This window comes from Paenibacillus stellifer (assembly GCF_000758685.1).
GTDB lineage: Bacteria > Bacillota > Bacilli > Paenibacillales > Paenibacillaceae > Paenibacillus_AQ > Paenibacillus_AQ stellifer.
On the sequence record NZ_CP009286.1, the window covers coordinates 5599788 to 5617915 of the forward strand.

Annotated in this window: 17 protein-coding genes; 3 read left to right on the plus strand and 14 right to left on the minus strand. The window is 48.7% G+C overall.

The window, feature by feature from the left end; all coding sequences use genetic code 11:
• The first annotated feature begins 409 nt into the window (after window positions 1–409).
• Window positions 410–856, plus strand: a complete 447-nt coding sequence (locus PSTEL_RS27810; RefSeq protein WP_156995965.1) for a hypothetical protein — start codon at window positions 410–412, stop codon at window positions 854–856.
• An 840-nt stretch (window positions 857–1696) separates the two neighbouring features.
• On the opposite strand, the gene PSTEL_RS25630 is transcribed toward PSTEL_RS27810, so the two are convergent.
• Genes PSTEL_RS25630 through PSTEL_RS25640 form a run of 3 tightly spaced genes read right to left on the minus strand, consistent with a single transcriptional unit; the run spans window position 1697 to window position 5362 of the window.
• A complete protein-coding gene (locus PSTEL_RS25630) occupies window positions 1697–2791 on the minus strand; it encodes a Ger(x)C family spore germination protein (RefSeq protein ID WP_038699759.1) in 1095 nt (364 codons plus the stop codon).
• 1 nt (window position 2792) lies between these two features.
• Window positions 2793–3929 carry a GerAB/ArcD/ProY family transporter gene (locus PSTEL_RS25635; RefSeq protein WP_245625037.1) on the minus strand — a complete coding sequence of 379 codons (1137 nt, stop codon included), beginning with the start codon at window positions 3927–3929 and terminating at the stop codon, window positions 2793–2795.
• Complete coding sequence (locus tag PSTEL_RS25640) at window positions 3905–5362, minus strand: spore germination protein (protein WP_038701724.1); 1458 nt, start codon at window positions 5360–5362, stop codon at window positions 3905–3907. The genes PSTEL_RS25635 and PSTEL_RS25640 overlap by 25 nt, the downstream gene beginning before the upstream one ends.
• A 169-nt stretch (window positions 5363–5531) precedes the next feature.
• Here PSTEL_RS25640 and PSTEL_RS29025 point away from each other — a divergent pair, with 169 nt between their 5' ends.
• Window positions 5532–5882 carry a DUF6431 domain-containing protein gene (locus tag PSTEL_RS29025; protein ID WP_425415251.1) on the plus strand — a complete coding sequence of 117 codons (351 nt, stop codon included), beginning with the start codon at window positions 5532–5534 and terminating at the stop codon, window positions 5880–5882.
• A 474-nt stretch (window positions 5883–6356) separates the two neighbouring features.
• A complete protein-coding gene (locus tag PSTEL_RS25645; RefSeq protein WP_245625038.1) occupies window positions 6357–6836 on the plus strand; it encodes a DUF4365 domain-containing protein in 480 nt (159 codons plus the stop codon).
• A gap of 143 nt (window positions 6837–6979) precedes the next feature.
• Here PSTEL_RS25645 and rlmH read toward each other — a convergent pair whose 3' ends face one another.
• The 11 genes from rlmH to PSTEL_RS25690 all read right to left on the minus strand — a co-directional run bounded on the left by rlmH (window position 6980) and on the right by PSTEL_RS25690 (window position 18116).
• A complete protein-coding gene (gene rlmH / locus PSTEL_RS25650; RefSeq protein WP_038699763.1) occupies window positions 6980–7459 on the minus strand; it encodes a 23S rRNA (pseudouridine(1915)-N(3))-methyltransferase RlmH in 480 nt (159 codons plus the stop codon).
• A 458-nt stretch (window positions 7460–7917) separates the two neighbouring features.
• On the minus strand, window positions 7918–8337 hold the full coding sequence (locus PSTEL_RS25655; RefSeq protein WP_218917600.1) for a pyridoxamine 5'-phosphate oxidase family protein: 420 nt from the start codon (window positions 8335–8337) through the stop codon (window positions 7918–7920).
• A gap of 106 nt (window positions 8338–8443) precedes the next feature.
• Entirely contained in the window at window positions 8444–8815 is a 372-nt protein-coding gene (locus tag PSTEL_RS25660) for a VOC family protein (protein WP_038699768.1), read from the minus strand.
• 107 nt (window positions 8816–8922) lie between these two features.
• Complete coding sequence (locus PSTEL_RS27820) at window positions 8923–9093, minus strand: hypothetical protein (RefSeq protein WP_156995969.1); 171 nt, start codon at window positions 9091–9093, stop codon at window positions 8923–8925.
• 163 nt (window positions 9094–9256) lie between these two features.
• A complete protein-coding gene (locus PSTEL_RS25665) occupies window positions 9257–10567 on the minus strand; it encodes a Keratin, type I cytoskeletal 18 (protein ID WP_038699770.1) in 1311 nt (436 codons plus the stop codon).
• Window positions 10568–10829: 262 nt separating this feature from the next.
• The gene (locus tag PSTEL_RS27295; RefSeq protein WP_084065344.1) at window positions 10830–10997 is read right to left on the minus strand and encodes a CxxH/CxxC protein; all 168 of its coding nucleotides are present in this window, start codon (window positions 10995–10997) and stop codon (window positions 10830–10832) included.
• Window positions 10998–11187: 190 nt separating this feature from the next.
• Complete coding sequence (locus PSTEL_RS25670; protein WP_038699772.1) at window positions 11188–11499, minus strand: HTH domain-containing protein; 312 nt, start codon at window positions 11497–11499, stop codon at window positions 11188–11190.
• 144 nt (window positions 11500–11643) lie between these two features.
• Complete coding sequence (locus PSTEL_RS25675; RefSeq protein ID WP_038699773.1) at window positions 11644–13680, minus strand: amino acid ABC transporter ATP-binding/permease protein; 2037 nt, start codon at window positions 13678–13680, stop codon at window positions 11644–11646.
• Window positions 13677–15704 carry an ABC transporter ATP-binding protein/permease gene (locus tag PSTEL_RS25680; protein WP_038699776.1) on the minus strand — a complete coding sequence of 676 codons (2028 nt, stop codon included), beginning with the start codon at window positions 15702–15704 and terminating at the stop codon, window positions 13677–13679. Before PSTEL_RS25680 ends, PSTEL_RS25675 begins: the two co-directional genes overlap by 4 nt.
• Window positions 15704–16723: a cytochrome d ubiquinol oxidase subunit II gene (cydB, locus tag PSTEL_RS25685; protein WP_038699778.1), complete on the minus strand. Its 1020-nt coding sequence runs from the start codon at window positions 16721–16723 to the stop codon at window positions 15704–15706. Before cydB ends, PSTEL_RS25680 begins: the two co-directional genes overlap by 1 nt.
• Before the next feature lie 4 nt (window positions 16724–16727).
• The gene (locus PSTEL_RS25690; RefSeq protein ID WP_038699780.1) at window positions 16728–18116 is read right to left on the minus strand and encodes a cytochrome ubiquinol oxidase subunit I; all 1389 of its coding nucleotides are present in this window, start codon (window positions 18114–18116) and stop codon (window positions 16728–16730) included.
• Window positions 18117–18128 lie beyond the last annotated feature (12 nt).

The following is an 18128-nucleotide window of genomic DNA, read 5'->3' on the forward strand; positions in this document are numbered from 1 at the left end:
GTGAAAAAAAGAGAAAGATATATATTGAATCAGAAATTCAGTGATTTCTCACCTGATCCTTCACCGGACGAACCATTTCCAAGGAAAGTTGGATATTTAAAAAAATCCCTGGAGTTAATTTGACCAGAGAATAATTCCATCCATTATTTTCAACAAAAATACAAATAATATATTTCAAATCATAATTTTTCCATGTCATTATTTGTAAGTAACCCAATATATTCTTGAGGAGGTAGTATTGATTATGAAACAAATGCTTGTAGTTTTATGTTCCTTTGTACTTATTTTCACGTTGGTTGTTCCTGCTGCTTCTGCCGCTCCTGTTTAAGAACTTAGCTCAGGATCCAAGTCGGATATTTCTTTAAATTCATCAAAAAGCCTTATTGATGCAGTAGAGCCATATGTTGAAGTGACTAAAGATGGACTACTACAATTTAAAAAAGTTCCCCAGGCTATATATGATAAATATAGACTTGATGAACTACAAAAACATTTTGACAACCTAAATTCATTAGTTCGAAACGGTGATATCATCATCAATAGTGACTTAAGTATTGTTAACCAATCAATATCAACTATGGCTGTTTATGGCCAATGGACATATCACTGGTGGGGGTATGACCGTAATTTTAGCAACAGTGAAACACAGGACTTTGTAGATTATTGCAATTCAATTGCGGGCGGGGCTGGGATTGTTACAGGTGCTACCTCATTTTTCCCACCAGTTGCTGCCATTTTTGGTGTCACAACTGGATACTTTACTTTGCTCGGTGCACGTGTTGTTGCTAATAACCAGGGTAATGGCGTATATATTGGTGTGACTTGGGTCGCCGCATTTAATGTTGAACCGTTATAAAATAATATTGAGAACGGAGGCTGGCAGCTGGTGAATACTAGTGTTCAAACCACCCTATCAATATTAATTATATTAATCAGTTTCTCGTATTTGATTCTTTATTTAAGAGTGAAGAAGAAAAATGATAAGTTCCCAGTAAAATACAAATTTTCTTTCTTCATTGTTTTCTTATTATTATTTATCCCTCTAATCTTCTCTTTCAAAAACTAGTATAGTTCTCACACAAAACTTCTTAGCTGAATCTCATACTTAATTGAAAAAATTATAAAGAAAACATATCCTTCGTTTATGGATATGTTTTCTTTATGCCCAACATATTATTTAGACGTGGTGATTACAAGGATGACTATAACCCTTGGGCAGAAACTTTGCCTTTTATAGATACTCTTAACTCAAAGAAATGGATCACCGGGCCGAACACACCCTCAGCTTAATATGGAATTACGGAAAATCAATCTTGATCTGACTCATCCATCTCTTCCATCCACCCTTTCACTCCTAGTGTTCTGTTAACAACTGTCATGACACTCGCCACTGCCTGAACGCCAATGGATCCCTTCGGTCCCTCGCTCAATACGGAGGCCACAAAGAACTTTGATATGTTAAGAACGTAAATCACGTTAATGATACAAGTCGACCTCCTCTCGGCTGAACCCACATCGAAAAAGAACTCTACCTTTACAAAGCAAATAAGTAGTATCGATAATTTCGCCTACTTGTGATATGGTTCTCCGTATCACTCTAACGGCGAAAAATTATATCGTTATACAACAAAACAATCTGACTGCTAACAAAAAACCGCTTATTTCAAGCGGCTCGGTACGATTTGCTTGTTTTGAATCACATCAACCGCTCAACATTATTTAAAGGTTGTATTTTGATGTCGTAGTCAACATTAATCTTAATGTTTCCCCAATATTTCAACCATTGCTTTTCCGTAATTTCTTTAGAAAACGGCTTAAGCGAATGTGTTCCTACCTCTAAGGGATCTACTTTCCACCGTTGCATTCTTTTTAATAAATCTGACGTCTGTTCCTCCAGGTAAATCTCAATCTCTTGAATTACATGTTCCAATTGTTCCTCACTTTGAATCTCCTTTTCTCCTTGGTATTCCTCAATTCTTCCGTTCAATCCCACGTGTAAAGACAAGGAAGAATAGTCTCTGGATAGTTTCATTCGAACATTGGATCGAACACGTCCTAAACTGACAGATAACTTTGGAATGGCCAAGACTTTTAGGAAATGATCGTTATCCAGAAGTTGAAAGATTTCATCATCTACGTCTTGAATAACCATTACTTCTTTATCCTCTTGGAAGAAAGCTGTCCCTATGTAATTGAAATTGTTCTTATCCGAACGAAAAACCGGCAGGATCGGAGCCTCAAGTGGGGAGTATAACTTCTTCATAAATTGATGAATATTGACGATGCTCATTTCACCTTGGTTATAATCCTCGTAATGCTTTAACATCCGATAAAGAAAATAATCTTGGTTCTCTTGCTTCGTCAATTGATGTTTTATGTATTCATCAAAATTGCCTCTGACAATCAACAAATAGACACGCATTGAAATATCGGGATCAACAAGTATCGTATTGACCAGTTTTTCAATGCCCCCTTTTTTTGCCAGTTCCTCATTAATTAATACCATTCGCAGCTGCCCCTGCTTTAGTTCCCGATTATAAATTAAATTAAACTCCTTGCCTCCCTGTTTTAAAAGATCGACTTCCTTGGTGAGAAGACGTTTCTTTTCTTGGATGAGCGGCGGTACTAATGTGCTGATTTTAAACTTTCCTTCCGTCCCCTTGTCAACCGACCAGAAAACTACCGGAGCGATCTCTTCGATCATATTGTTCTCGACATATGGAGAAGAACAGCCGGCCATCCACATAAGGCAAGCAATCGCCAATAAACTATAGTGCTTGTAGGGTACCATGCTACATACTCTCCTTTCGTTTCACTGCAGTGAAAAGGATCGTAGGAACAAGTAGATAAAGGAATGCGCTAATCCAGATTTGAATGTTTAGTAACATCTTTTGACCCGGAACGGTTTGCCATAACCAATGATTCATGAAGATGATGCTTATCAAAATAACGAACCAGCTGGACAATAATCCGATCCGGGTCGTTTGTTCGTTCATTTTCCTCATAAAGATTCTTCCGGCTCCATAAAAACACAACAAAAGAATCGAGATATCAAACACATAAGTAAACATATGGAAAGAAATAAGGATATAATCGATTCGTTCTAAACCGCCCGTTTGAATATAGCTTCCCATATATACTAACGGAAAATTGATCTTGCTCAAGTAGTGAGAACCGTAAAACAATACCGAGGCAATGAACAAAAATGAATATTCCATGATCGACAGCATGTTTCCAATGACCAGATATTTCATTATTTTTTTATTGGAGCTTAACCATGGAACCATAAAGGCCAAATATACCGGACCGGAAAGTGCCGACCAAATAAACAGCAAACCGCGCCATGATTGTTCTGACCATTCGGTGGGTATGAGAGGATACAAATCGCGGTAATTTGCAATCGGCGGAAAGAAAAAAGGAATAAACATGATTACGATCCAAACCCCGCCAAGAAAGGCGATGACAACAAAACGCAATGTTTTCTCCATTCCATGTGAAGCCACAAATAAGCTGATCAAAAGAATCATTAGGATCAGCCAATTCTTATTCATTGATGGATAAATAAAACTATGGAGCATTTCAACGTACCCCAGTGTGATGACAGAAATTTTTGGCAATAGTATCAGAAACCCAAGTATCGCGAAAATTTGAACCGTCCGTTTCCCGAAGAGCTGTATAAATCCTTGATATCCTTTCGCTGCATAACGGGAAGTAAACCATTTAGAAAGCATCATCAAATTCAGTTGAGACAGCAGCCCCATGACGATAATTCCCCAAACCATATACGAATGAACCAGAAAAGTTGGCATTATTAAAATAAAATAATGCATTTGTGTGCGGTTCACCAATAAAAGGAAGTAGATGCCGCCAAGGGTGGAAGTTCGATTGTACAAGGATAAGCTCTTCACTTCTTCATCTCCTGCCGCCATTTCCGTAGTGGTTTTAGGTAATCTGGACGCGTTCTCATCCATATTAAAGGGCCGCGGATAAAAAGATCCAACCAACCCTTTCCATAAAAGGGGGAGATCGGCGCGAAATAAGGTTGACCTAATGACGTTAATCCATGGAGATGTGCTAGTGTCCCGATCAGCCCGATCACGATTCCCGGCAACCCAAGAAACGATGCAAGGATAAGAAGAAACACTTGCACCAGCACCATGGATTTCGTCATTTGATAATTAGGGACTAAGAAGAAAGCAATAGCGGATATCCCCATCAAAACAATCAATACTTTACTTGCAAAGCCTGCTTCTACAGCCGCTTGTCCAATGACGATACCCCCGATAACCCCTAACGTTTGACTCGTTTTGGTCGGCATTCGCAAACTTGCTTCTTTGATGATTTCCAGCGTTACAATCATGGATAATCCCTCCACAAACGGAGTAAAGGGCAATTTACTTCTCGATTCCAATAATACGAACAGAATCGGAAGCGGAACCATTTGGTAATGAAACGTCGTTAACGCAACATAAAAAGGAATCAACGCCAAAGAAACAATAAAACTTCCGTACCGGATTAAACGTAATAAACTGGCTACCGTCCAACGAAGGAAGTAGTCTTCCGGCGATTGGAATAGATGAAAAAAAGTAATGGGCGCCAGTAAGGCAAACGGTGAATTGGAGACTAACAGCGTCAGCTTTCCCTCACCTAAAGCGTAGGCGCAGGCATCCGGCCGATCCGTTTGTAGAAACTGCGGAAAGACCGAATGATGATGATCTTCCATAAAAGCTGCGAGCTGCGAGGAGTCTAAAAATTGATCGAAATCCACACTCTCAATCTTTTTTCTTGCATAGGAAATAAATTTCGGATTCGTTAATCCGTCTATGTACAGCAACACAACTTTCGTTTTACTCAGTGAACCGACAGTGAAGCTTTCCGACTTTAATGTCGTTATAGGCAAGCGCCTGCGCAACATTGTAATGTTTTTATCGATTTGTTCGCTGAAGCTGTCTTTCGCTCCATAGATAACCGTTTCCGTTTGAGAAGATTCAACTGCCCTACCCAAGGTGGTTTCCAACTGGACGCCTACCCATTGATCGTTGACTGCATCGTTTAGAAGAATATATCCTTGCATTATTTTTTGTTGAGCTTCTTCGATCGATGTCACTTCCGAAACTTTGGCATTGGTTATGCATGAAGAAAGGGAATTGCCGTCACATCGATGAAGCGGCTGAATAATCGCCTCGTTTAAACGCTCTTGATCGATTAACGTATTTATGTATAAAAGATGGACTGAGGCACTGGTACCCATTCTGTGTTCAACGACTTCGGCATCATCCATATGGTTTAATTTCTGTTTTAATTCATCAAGCCATGTGGGCAATTGATAACTTTTCATTTGTGGGTCGTATTTTTCAACCATAGTCTTCTCCATCATTTAAAGTAATCAAAATCCTGTGGTTTTATCTTGCTCTGTAATCCAAAAAAAATTCATACGACCAGCAATTTTGTATTTCAAACCGCATAACATTCGAGATATGGTTTGAATCAATTAAACAACAACACTATATGTGGCCTAAGGGAGTCTAAGTATGAAAGAAGTTGTCGATGGATCCGGGATCTTGAGGTTAGTGAAGGCATCTAGGGTTCCCTCCCCCTGCTGCGGGGAAGAGCTTAGTGTCATTGGCAGCCGCGAGCGGAAGCTTGCAGGCGAAGGCGGGGAGCGCCGCTTGCTCGTGATTCGCCGCCTGCGTTGTACGCAGTGCCGGAAGATCCCATCGAGAGATGCTCGAGGTAGTTTGTTTTTTACTCAACTTCAAGATGGATGCGCAGAGTCCCAGCGAACCGTCTTTGGTCCATCGGTATCGCGGCATTTGCGATCATTGTCACAAAACAAAAACCACCAATCGACTGCTCAATGGGAACGAATTAAGATCGGTTGAGGTAAGTATACCAAGTCCAACGGATTCAACAACTCAACCCTGGTACTGGGAAGGAAACGTCCAGAGCAAAGTCGTAAATTATCTAGTATTAAACGGTCACACAATTCGCAGCGTCGCGGATACAGCTTCCCGCACAACTGGCAAAGACATCATCGCTTCTATAGACGATAATGAGTTATGGATAAGCGTGAAGGGATACCCTGAAAAAAGCCATCACGTTCAAGCACGTCACTGGTTCTCTGGAGCACTGTTTGACCTCATTCTTTACCATGGAGAGAATCCAGAGGTACGGCTTGGCATTGCTCTGCCTGACGGTTTCACGACTTATGGGAACTTAGTCCCTCGTATAAATGGCTAAAAGAATCCATGCCATTTCGAATCTATTGGGTAAAAGACTCCGGAGCAGTCCGGGAGGAATAACCATTCAATACAAAGGACCATACCCCTAAAGAAAGGTGATCTTGGATGCCGAATATGAACTGGGCTGTACTTAATTCATTACAACTCGGAAAATACGCTGAATACTTTGCCAAGATGGAGTTTGCATCTTATGGACTTGAGGTATTTTCATCAGAGGTTGACGATCGAGGAATAGACTTCATAGTAAAGGACAAAATGGGACGCTTTTCGGAAATTCATGTCAAATCGTTAAGAGGATCTGGATATGTTTTTGCACAAAAGAGCAAATTTAATATCAGCAATTCAAACTTGTACATGGCACTTCTAATCTTCAAAGAAGGCACCATGCCTGATTTCTTTTTAATACCTTCCGAAGCTTGGAAGGCACCTAACGAGGTTTTCGTAGACCGAAACTATGACAAACCCGGACAAACAAGTAAGCCTGAATACGGGGTTAACATTTCACAGAAAAATTACGACATCTTGGAGATTTTCAAATTTGAAGAGTCCATTAAAGACTTTCTGCTGGCCCCGCCAGTTTCCGAAAGTTTTTGAGGAGGCCGCGCCCCTGACACGTCGAAATAACCCATACGAGGCCACCTGCCGAGCGATCTTGCCCTCAGGTGGCCCATCCCCCACCCTGCCCCTCGGGGGCAACTTTCCGCGCCCAGCAAGCGGTTAATGCGAAAAATTTCGCCTCATTTATGATACGGTTCCCCCCGATTTATCTTCACCGCCCGATAAATCTGCTCCACTAGCACCAGGCGCATGAGCTGATGAGGCAGCGTCATGCGCCCGAAGCTGAGCCGCTGCTGCGCGCGGCTCAGGACCGCATCGGAGAGCCCGTGGCTGCCTCCGATGACGAACACGACATGGCTCGTCCCGTAGGTGCCGAGCCTGTCGATCTCCGCGGCAAGCTCCTCCGAGCTCCAGAGCTTGCCGTCGATGGCGAGCGCGATCACATGCGCGCCCTCCTTCACATGCGCGAGGATGCGTTCGCCCTCGCGCGCCTTCACGCCCGATACCTCGGCTTCACTCAGGGTATCGGGCGCTTTTTCATCCGCTACCTCAATCATCTGGAACTTGAGGTAGGGCGTCAGGCGTTTCGCGTATTCCTGGATACCCTGCACCAGATACTTCTCCTTCAATTTGCCGACCGTAATGAGCTGAATGAACATATGCGCCGAACTCCCCCTTCTTCGATCCTCTAATGATAAACAAGGGCCGATGAATACACAACAAAGGCGCCCTAACTACAGATATCGATATCAAAAAAGTCTCGTCTCCCACCCGCATCAAGCCATGAAATCGACAGGCCCGGCGACAAACAATCCCAGCCCGCTGATGCACATTCTCCCCCGAAAGCTGCGTCCAGAAACAACAAAACCACTCCAAGCCTGGAGTGGCCTCATCCTCATGCAGCAGAGCCATGCAACATTATTAGTCCCTTTAACCGCTATGTATCCAGCGCATGTCTGCGGCACACCATTGTTCAGCTATAGCTGGTCCTTCAGTCGAGGCGGAATCAGATCAACCGGAGGAGGAAGCGGAAGTAAGAGTTGGAGCCGGGACTCTGAAGCGCCAACCCACTTTTTTCAGCACAAGAGGCCCCCCAGCCTGCCCCCACTACGTAGAGTTACCGCACCATAGACACGTCAAAATTATCCGAATGAAAATGGCTGTAGAACCGCCCGTTCTCCGCCGTAAATCTCAGCACACAGTAGTCCGGGTCGGTCACGCCGAGCGAATAATAGTCCGTGTCGCCTTCACGCCAGATCAGGTCTTTGGAGGCCTGGTCCTCCAGCACCTCCATCGTCCCTCTCAGCATAACTCCCTTGAACGTGCGCGGATTGCAAAAATACACACAGGCCTGCGGATAGTCCCGATACTGCCGAACCCGCATGGAGGAAGTGTTGGTCGTGAAATAAAAGACCCCTTGTCCTTCTCTGCGGCGCGGCGGCAGCATCGCCTTCATGTTCGGAAATCCTTCGTCATCCACGGAACCGATAAACGACACCTCGGCCTGGTCGATTAACTCCTCAATCGTCTGCTCCATTTCCACCCTATTTTCCTCCCGGCACATAAGAATGACTTGCTCGTTCTTCCATTTTAAGGGAGAGGCAGGGGGCTGTCCATGACCCATTTTTTATGAAAAAGCAGGCTTATTCCTTGCTATGCTCCGCCAACTGCACCTCAAAACCGTCCGGGTCCAGCACATAGAAGAATCGCAAGCGCGGATTGGGCGCAATCGGCCCGCGGGCAACCGGGATGCCCAAACTCTGCAAATACTCCATCGCATCATTCAGGGACTCCACCTCAAAGCCAACGGACACACCGCATTCCGGCTTCAGCGCCGGATCGTTTCCCTGAATCAGTTCAAGCTTCGGCTGTTCCTCTCTCCCCAGCATGGCGATCTGCTTGCCCCTGCTCTCGAATCTGCGTTGAAGCGGCAGCTTGAGAATTCCGTGATAGAAATTCAGGGACGCCTCCAGATCCCGTACCCGGAGTGTAATCCAATTCAGGCTTAAATTCATGAGCTTCTCCCCCTTTCTTCTCTTAATAAAGTGAACTCTGTTAATGTGCTGGAACCCTAAATACCATAAGAAGTCTCCCAGTTCCCATTGTCTACAACCGTCTCTGTTTAAGTAAATCCGGCTTCGTTTGGATCGTCCTGGCCGCTCGCGATCATTTCCTTACAGATGCCACCTTTGCATTGGTAGTCCGAAATTGTTAGGATGCTCGTTTCGGGGTCCACGGTCATGACATGATATGCTTGTAATTCAATGACTGTATTTATTTTGTTTGCTTCCATTCAGGTGAGATTCCCGCCGTTCTCTTTCTGTCTCTTTTCAGCACTCACGATACTCCTTTCAAGACTCAAGGGAATCTCTCTACCCTCGATGTGCCACAGACCCAGCTATACACCATCTACTTGAAAGTGAAATGGTGAGCAGCAAGTGCATGGCATAAGTATCTTAATCAAACAGCTTTAACTGAAGTTCTTCTTCCTGCTCTTCGATATTAATCACATATTCATGAGGTGGGAGGATTTCATCAATTTTGTTACGGTCCAAGTGTTTTGTTATAAAATAAAAGTCTGAATCAACAATCGACAATCGCTTGTCAAAGTAGGTGAATACTTTTGGAAATATTTCTTTTTCAATCTGCAATTCATCTAAATGGCTTAAAACTGTAGTAAGAGCGCCATGATTTATACTACTTCCTAAAGGATGGATATCTTTGAGTTTTTCAAAGATATATTGAAAAGGAAACCCATTTCGAATTATGCCTTGCTCTGAATTAAGTACAATTTTTGTTATATAATAATATAATTGTAATTTCCTTCTTCTACCTCCTCCAGCAATATCCTTAATTTTTGTAAAATATGTTACACTCATGTTTTCCCAATAATTTCTCATAATTTCTTTTGCCTGATCTAGATTATTTATTTCTTTTACTCTTCGTTGAGTTCTTTTTACATCATTAGTTCTGCATATTTCAAACAATAGTCCTTGAAATACTGAGACTATACCGTTTGAGGACTTAATAAAAAATTCAATTACCTCTTCGGAGAAAGAAATATTTAGATGTTCGGATCCTTTTTTTGTAATTTCTCTCAGTTCTTCGGTTTTCCACGTGGTAGCATCAAAATAGTCAATTCGATGAGAAAGTTCTCCATTAAATTTTTCAAAATACCCAGAGGTAATTTTTGTGCCAAGTATGATAAAACGTATCCCATTTTGATAAAACATTTTCAGGTCAAATGATAATTGATATTGCTCAATTAAAGGTAGGTAATGAAAATCATCAAGAACAACAGTTGTTTTATTTGCTTTTTCAAGCTCATTGGATACTAAAACGCTAACGGTATTAGGAATATAGGGTTTTCTTACTTCGCTTAGTAGGTCCCTTTCATTTAACTCACCAGTTATTTTTGCCTTTAGAAAGTCTAAAAAACCCGAACTAACTTCTCCCTTTAACTTATTTGACTCTTCAATAGTTCTAGTAATTTTTTCGGTTAAGTCTATTCCTGCCTTGTAAAGGATCTGGATATATATATCATTTAAGTTAATACCTTTAGTACAATCAACAACAATAACCTCTTCCGTAATAGGGATGTACTGTTTTCGTAAAAATGTTTTGCCTACTTTTGTTTCGCCAAATATTACAAGATGGTGGTCTGTCAATTCGAATCTATCTTTAAAATCGAAATCAACTTGTCGAGTGACATAACTCTTTAAAACATCCTTAGAAACGCCGAAGACATCCCTTAGTGATAAATCCATTCGTACTCACTCCTAGTTAACTTGTTTGACAAGATTATGAAGAACTATAAGTATAACGAATACTACTTATTTTTTGTATCAGCTTCAATGATATACATTCTTTTAAGGAAAACCAGTGAAGCTTTGCGGCTAGAGAATTGAGCATTCTTTATACTCGACTTTCTTTAGTATTGAATTACTTTAGAGGCATCTTACCTCCGAAATAAATTCTCTTCTGTTAAAAAAAGCACCCTCTCGGGTGCTTTCCCATGACCATCCTATTTCACACGACCAAATATTCCGCGTTCTTCTCGCACTCCGCGCATTTGGCCGGCGGGTCCCAGTCGGAGAATTCGGTGTCCTTCAAATCCACGATGTCAGGCGCATCCTCATATTCGTCCACGAACATGTCGATGGCCAGTTCCAGATGTTCTTTGCATACGACGTACATTTACTGCAAGCATCCCTTTCTCTTTGGCTCGGCTTCAAGCCGTTCTCCTTCTGTTCTACCACAATTCCGTCCAAAAAGGAATCCATACGCGCACGATAAACGCCCTGCGATGTCCTGTACCTGACGCGCCATGCGTTTACCGAGAAAAGTAAGAAAGGATGAGCTCGGCTTTTTCCCTCATCTTTCAAGGTTATCGGCTCTTTGGATGCTCGGCGGGCAGCATGCCTCTTCGCTCCTCCAGCAGACCTTTGGAACCATGGGCCGCGTAAATGTCGCGCCAGCGCTTGAGACAGGCTTTTGGTTTGCGGCGGCCGATCAGATCGACATTGAAGCCCGCCTTCACAAATATCTCCATTGGCGACAGCCCCGCCTCATAAGCCTTGACGGCTGCCAGCTTGAAGGCCGGGGCATAGGTGATGCTCTTCTCCGACACATTCAAAATATAAGGATTGCGCCGGAGCTCCCGCCTTTCCTCGTCCGAATACCCTTTTGCCCGGTTCATAGGGTTCCCTTCCTTTCTTTGGACATTCGCTCGTAACTTAACAGCTTATGTAATGCAAATAACCCGCAGAAGAGAGCGCCGGGCGCTCGTGCTTATGCGGGTCTTAAGTTGCTCTATGAAGTTACCGGAATCCAGCGTACGTCCTTACCAGCCAATCGTCAAGGTCTCGTTCGCGAAGCCCGGACGGTCCAGCTCATACAGTCTGCGATAGCGCGGCTCAGCTGCCATCAGTTCGTCGTGAGTGCCGCGCATGATGATTTGTCCATGTTCCATAAAAATAACTTCGTCCATGCTCTCCGCGCCGACGAGGTGATGGGTGACCCACACCAGCGTCTTGCCCTGCATGGCGGCGAACATCGTCGACAGCAGCTCCCGCTCGGTGCGCGGGTCGAGACCGACGGTCGGCTCGTCGAGCAGGACGACCGGGGTGTTCTGCAGCAGGATGCGCGCCAGCGCGATCCGCTGCCGTTCGCCGCCGGAGAAGCGTTGGCCCGCCTCGCGAACCGGCGTATCATACCCGGCCGGAAGCGACGCGATCAGGCCGTCCAGCTTCGCCAGCACGCCAGCAGCGGCGATATCGGCCTCGGACGCATCGGGGCGGCCGAGGCGGATGTTATTCCCCACCGTCGTATCGAACAAGTGGGGACTCTGGTTCAGGACGGAGATGAGCTTCGGAATGTCGTCTCCGTAGGAGACGGCAGGCTTGCCGTTAATGTCCGCATGCCCGGCGCCCGGCGACAGGGCCCCCTGGATCATTTTCAGCAGCGTCGATTTGCCGGCGCCGCTGCGGCCGATGATGGCAATCCGCTTGCCCTGCGGAATGTCGAGGTTCAGGCCCTGCACCGACCATTCTCCATCCTGGCCGTAGCGGTAGCCCGCCTGGGTGATGGAGATATGGGCCGAGCGGTTGTTCAAGCCGCCGGAAGCGGCTTCAGCAGCCTCCGCGGTAGTTCTTGCGGAGGAAGCGGCAGCAGAAGCGCTCAATGCGGCGGCTCCGGCAGCTCCCTCACCAGTTCTTGCGGACGTGGCGGGTGCGCCCGATGCGGACTCCGCGATCCCGACAGCGGCTGCGGACCCTGCCCGCTCCGCTTCGGCGCTTACAGTTGGTCCATCCGCTGACGCGGGAGACCAACCTGCCGGTCCGGCGGCCGCCTCCCCGCCGTCATTCGCCCCGGCGACCGGAGCGGCAGCCCGACCGGCCGGAGCAGCAGCGCCTGCCGCTTCACCCTGCGGCTCCTCCACTCCCTGCAGCCGTTCCAGGGAGTTCCGGTATTGCGGAATCTTCTCGATCGCCTCCGATACCGGAAGGAACGCGTCGGCGACCGGGAAGACGACCAGCGCGAACGCGGCAATCAGCGTTCCGGGGATGGCCCCGTCCGCGAACTCGCCGCCCGCCCACCAGATCATGGAGAGAACGCCGAGGCCGATCACCGCCTGGCCGATGAAGGTCCTGGCGCGCGCCCAGCGGCGCAGCGCGGCGTCGGTGCGGGCCACCGCCCGCTCGTCCTGTTCATACGTCTCAACGAACTGGCTCTGCCGTCCGCTGATCATCCAGTCGCTCATACCGAGTACGGCGTCCGTCAGCTTCTGATACAGCCGGTTCCGCTCCTGCTTCACCTCGCGCTGGCGTCGCTGGGTCAGCAGAAGCGACAAGGCTGGCAGCACCGCAACCAGCACGAAAATATACAGCGCCGTAACAAGCGCGAACCTAATATCGAAGGTTCCGATGGCAATCACTGCTCCCGCGTAGACGATCAGCGAGATGACAGCGGGAAATACGGTGCGCAGATATATATTTTGAAGATATTCAATATCATCCGCCAGCATGCCGAGAATGTCGCCCGTGCGGAAGCGCGAGGACAGCAGCAGCGCTTGCGGTTCCAGAATGTCATACAGGCGCTGGCGCATTTTGGAGAGAATGCGCAGAATTGTGTCATGGCTGACCAGGCGCTCCACATAGTGGACGACCGCCCGGCTCGTACCGAACGCGCGGACACCGACGATCGGTACATAGATCATCAGAATGTTCTCCGGCGGGATGGACGCCTTGGAGATCAGGAACCCGGACGTATACATCAGGGACGATGCCGTGAAGATCGTCAGCGTTCCGAGCAGCACGATCAGCAGGAAGCGCCAGAAGTACGTAGGGACGTATGCAGTTAACCAGCCTTCCTTCTTCATCCGATCGCCTCCAATTGCGCCATCGCCAGCTCATAATAGGCTCCCCTGCGTTCCAGGAGCTCGCGGTGGGTGCCGACCTCGGCGACCCGTCCCTGCTTCATGACAATGATTTGGTCCATATCCGCCATCCAGTGCAGGCGGTGTGTAGCCAGGAAGACCAGCTTGCCTTCGAACAGCGGCAGCATCGTCCCTTTCAGCTCATACTCGGTTTCGATATCGAGGTGGGCCGTCGGTTCATCGAGCAGCATGATCGGCCGGTCGCTGAGCAGCGCCCGGGAGAGCGCCACACGCTGCTCCTGCCCGCCGCTGAGTCTGCGTCCGCCGCCGCCGATGGGTTCGTTAAGGCCGCCAGGCAAGCTGGCGGCAAGAGGCGCCAGGCCCGCCGCCGCAACGGCCCCTTCGACAGCTTCCATCGAAGCCTCCGGATGGTAGAACCGGACATTATCGGCAAGCGTACCGCTGAAAATATACGGCCGCTGCGGAATGTACGAGGTCTGGCGACGCCAGGCGTCATCTGTCAATCCGCTAACCTCCTGGCCGTTGATCGCAATCGCACCTCCCCCTGGATGCAGGAAGCCGGCCAGAATATCGATCAGCGTCGATTTACCAGCGCCGCTCTCGCCGATGATGCCAATTTTGCCGGTTCCGGCAAACTGCAGATGGACATCGGTCAGCGAAGCCGGGCCGTCCGCCTCATGGCACAGCCCGATACCGCGAAGCGACAGGGTGCTGCCATTGTTCCACGTGAAAACCTCAGCCTTGGGCGGAGCAAACGGAGTGTCCGAGACGGACGGGGCAATTGTCTGACCGTCTCGGCTCTTTCCGTCTCCTATGGACGGTTCACTCTCCTCTATCGCTCCGGAGAATTCCGTCCGATCGCCTTGCTTCGCTTGTTCATGTTCAGCCGGAGCTGCATGTTCAGTCAGCGCTGCATGTTCGGCTGGCGTTGCATGTTCAGCCGGCACCGCTTGTTCAGCCAGCAGCGCTTGTCCGGCCGTTACTGTCTGTCCAGAAGCAGTCGCTGCCCCGGCTGTCCCTGCCTGAACCGGGGCGGTCTTCTCCCCGATCAACGTAACCTGTTCCTCAACTTTATCAATAATACTCTTCATCTTCTCTCCCGCCTCCTTGCCGTCCAGCGTGGCGTGGAAGTCCGCGCCTACGAGCCGCACGGGCAAAAAGTACTCCGGGGCGAGAATCAGAATCGTAAGTCCGGTCACAAGCGTCATATCGCCATTCACCAGGCGAAGACCGAGGCTGACGGCGACGGAAGCGACCGACAGCATCGTGAAGAAGTCGAGCGCGAACGAAGACAGGAACGCCACCCGCAGCGTCTTCATCGTCGCCGACCGGTAGCGGTCGCTGACCTCGGCGATGGAGCGCTTGTGGCTCTTGCTCCGTCCGAGGAATTTCAGCGTCTCCAGGCCGCGCAGCGAATCGACGAAGTGATTCGACAGCGTCCGGTACGACGCCAGCTGGCGGTCCATATGCTTCTGTGCGGTCGTGCCGATCAGAATCATGAAGACCACGATGATCGGCATCGTCAAGGTCAGAATGATCCCGCTTGTCTTGTCCTGCAGGAACACATACAGCAGCAGCACCCATGGCGTCACTCCCATTCCAACCATCCGGGGAATGATCAGCTCCAGATAGGTGCGGAACTTGGTTACGCCTTCAAGCGCCAGCGTAACCAGCGTTCCCGTTCCCTGATCTCCGGCCATACGCGGTCCGAGCCGGAACAGCTTCTCCATCATCCTCCGGCGCATGTCGCCGCTAGTCTTCTCCGCGAACCGGTAGGCCAGCCCGCTCATGAGCTGTCCGCACGCATGGCGGACCAGAAACGCAAGAAGGAACAACAGCGCAGTGCCCCATTGTTCCTTCAGCGGATCGCCCGCGAACAGCGCGGAGATGACTTCCGCGAGCGACTTCGCCAGCAGAAGGATGGATAAGCTTTGCACCAGGGTCAGGAAGCCTACCGCCAGAAAGACTGGCTTGACTCCTTTATACCCAAGCAAATTTTTATCCATTAATATTCCAGAGTCTCCTTGTCGCTAAGCCGTTTGTGGAAGATGAAGTAGCTCCAGATCTGATAGCCCAGCACGAACGGAAGCAGCGTGAGCGCCACAATCGTCATGACCTTGAGCGAGTAATGGCCGGAAGCCGAATTTGTGATTGTCAGGTTGAACGCCTCGCCGAGCGAGCTCACCATAACCCGCGGGAACAGGCCCACGAAGACGGAGATTACCGAGAGGCCAAGCACCGCGCCCGTCATGCCGAAGGCCCAGCCGTCGCGCTTCTTCTTGCAGAAGTAACCGGACAGCACGAACGCCACAATGCCAAGCAAGACAATCGCCCACAGCAGGATTCCGCGAACTTCAAAAATATCGGTCTCGAAGTACGTCATGATGACGAATGCCAGCAGCAGTGCGCCTGTCGGCAGCAGCAGCACCTGCGCCCGCTTGCGCGCCCGGTCCTGCAGCTCGCCGAAGGTGCGCAGCGCCGTAAAGAGCAGGCCGTGCACATTGCAGAGCAGAATAACGGTCAAGCCGGCAAGAACCGTGTAGACATTGACGATATCGCCGAAGAAGGAGGCATGCATCTGCATATCGCCGTCAATCGGCAGCCCTTTGATGAAGCTCGCGAACACGATGGCCAGCAGGAAAGGCGGCAGGAAGCTGCCGATCAGAATGGACAGGTCCCAGGTTTTTCTCCAGCCCGCCGACTGTGCCTTGCCTCTGTATTCGAAGGCGACGCCGCGCAGAATCAGGCCGAACAGAGCAAATACGAACGGCACGTAGAAGCCGCTGAACAGCGTCGCGTACCAGTTGGGGAACGCCGCGAACATTGCGCCCGCCCCGGTGATCAGCCATACTTCGTTGGCATCCCAGAAAGGGCCGATCGAGTTGATCATGACCCGCCGCTGCTTCTCATTGGCCGGCAGCAGCTGAGACTGCATGCCGACTCCGAAGTCGAAGCCTTCTAGGAAGAAAAATCCGACGAAGAGTACCGCGATCAGCACAAACCATAGTTCATTAAGTGAGAGCATGGTATCACTCCTTCGTATTATAAGGATCTGTCGAATGCTCCGACTCCTCGTCGACGCCATTCGGTCCCTTTTTGATTACCTTGACGAACAGATAGATCAGCACGATAAGCAGTGCGGCGTATGCGGTATTAAAAGTAATGAGCGAGAACAGCACCTGCCCGGATGTAATATTCGGCGAGACGCTCTTGTCGGTCGTCAAGAGGCCGAATACGGTCCAAGGCTGACGCCCGAATTCGGTCATCGTCCAGCCTGCGGTGTTGGCGATCGGCGGCAGCAGCAGACCGGTAAGGCAGATCCGCATAAACTTCGTGTTCGGCTGATCCATTTTTTTGCGCCACATCAAATATATTGCCCACAGCGTAATGAAAATCATGGCCATACCGGCCGCAATCATAATCCGGAAGCTCCAGAACGTTGTGCGGACCGGCGGAATATAGTCTCCGGGACCATAAGCTTGCTCATATTCGCTTTGCAGCGTGTTCATCCCTTTGACCGAACCCGAGAACTTGCTGTAAGACAGGAAGCTGAGGACGTACGGAACCTTGAGCTCATGACTGCTCATTTTGTTCTCTGGGTCAATGCTGGCCACAACAGTCCATGGCGCAGGGTCGGCGCTGTCCTCCCAAAGTCCTTCGGACGCGGCCATCTTCATCGGCTGTGTCTTGACCAGATACTGAGCCTGCCAGTGTCCGGCAAAGGCAACGCCGATGGAGGAGATAACACCAACAATCACTGCAATTTGGAAGGAACGCTTAAAGAAGTCCGTATCCTGCTTCTTCAGCAGCTTGAATGCGCTGATGCCGATGATCAGAAACGCACCGGTGGCGAAAGCGCCGAGCACCGTATGCGGGAACTCTACCAGAACCTGGCCGTTCGTGATCAGGGAGAGGAAATCGTTCATTTCCGCCCGCCCGTTGTTAATCGTATAACCTACCGGATGCTGCATGAAGGAATTCGCAGCCAGAATCCAGAACGCGGACAGCGTTGTGCCGATGGCTACGAACCAGATGGAGAGCAGGTGGATTTTCTTCGAGACCTTCTCCCAGCCGAAGATCCAGATCCCGATGAACGTCGATTCCAGAAAGAACGCTAGCAGCGCTTCAATCGCCAGCGGCGCTCCGAAGATATCTCCGACAAATCGGGAATAATCCGACCAGTTCATGCCGAACTGGAATTCCTGAAGAATACCGGTAACCACGCCAATAGCGAAATTGACCAGGAACAGCTTGCCCCAGAATTTCGCCATCCGTTTGTATACCTCGTCCCCTTTGCGCACATACATGGTCTCCATGATCGCGATGATGAATGATAATCCGATCGTGACAGGCACAAAGAAAAAGTGAAAAATCGTTGTCGACGCAAACTGCATGCGCGACAGCATTAGAACGTCCATGGTTTCCCTTCC